This is a genomic window from Wolbachia endosymbiont of Tuta absoluta (genome assembly GCF_059414725.1).
Window position 1 is genome coordinate 1 of record NZ_JBNRJY010000457.1, and the last position, 276, is coordinate 276.

The following is a 276-nucleotide window of genomic DNA, read 5'->3' on the forward strand; positions in this document are numbered from 1 at the left end:
TATCTATAAAGAAAATTCCTAAAATAAATCTACCAACAAGGAGATATGTTAATAATCTGTGGGTTAGGTAGGTTTTATTGGTAGATTTATTTTAGGAATTTTCTTTATGGAAACACGAAAAAAAAATTTTATTTCCCAACATAGGCTCCATAGTAAAAGTTGTTCAATTTCATGGTCTGATCGATCATAATACATTGCGTGTTTCTCGGATGTAATACGTCTCCGGTCTCCCTCTTTGCTCATTAAACCTTCCCATCACCACCCCCCACCCCTCAC

The 276-nt window shown here is 35.5% G+C and carries 1 protein-coding gene; it reads right to left on the minus strand.

The genetic code is table 11. From position 1 onward, the window contains the following. Positions 1–63 precede the first annotated feature (63 nt). The gene (locus ACJ5GX_RS04980) at positions 64–243 is read right to left on the minus strand and encodes a hypothetical protein (protein ID WP_495292765.1); all 180 of its coding nucleotides are present in this window, start codon (positions 241–243) and stop codon (positions 64–66) included. Positions 244–276: the final 33 nt, after the last annotated feature.